The organism is Myxococcus sp. CA039A (assembly GCF_013336645.1).
GTDB lineage: Bacteria > Myxococcota > Myxococcia > Myxococcales > Myxococcaceae > Myxococcus > Myxococcus llanfairpwllgwyngyllgogerychwyrndrobwllllantysiliogogogochensis.
Genome location: NZ_JABUMQ010000824.1, coordinates 1 through 405, shown reverse-complemented (window position 1 = coordinate 405; position 405 = coordinate 1). Strand labels below are relative to the sequence as shown.

The 405-nt window shown below is 71.6% G+C and carries 1 pseudogene; it reads right to left on the bottom strand.

Going from position 1 to position 405, the window contains the following annotated elements:
* Positions 1–405, bottom strand: a pseudogene (locus HR086_RS47785) (hypothetical protein); the annotation flags it as partial.

Sequence of the window (405 nt, the reverse complement as noted above, 5' to 3'; positions counted from 1 at the left end):
GGGGAGGGAGCCCCCGCCCAGTGGCTCGCCGCATAGATGCCGAGCTGCCGGATGCCACCCACCGGGGTGAAGGCGAGGATGACGTGGTGCCGACCCACGACGGTGGGCGTGAAGCTCAGCGTGGCCACCGTGCCCGACGCCTGCAGGGAGACCTCGGAGGGGATGAGTTGGTTCTCCGGGTCGAAGACCTCCGCGGTGGCGGTGTCGGGAGCCTGGGCCGTCTTGCCGCTTTCGCACTGGAGCGTCCGGGTGGCGATGTCCACGCGCATCGCCGCGGGAGCGCCCACCGGGACGAGCAGTGGGTCGATGCCTGGCGCTTCCCCTGGGAGCGACAAGTTGCAGAGGGCCGGTTCATCGTTCTGCGCACAGCCAGGGAGGGCGAGCAGGGCGGCCAGGGCGAGGGGG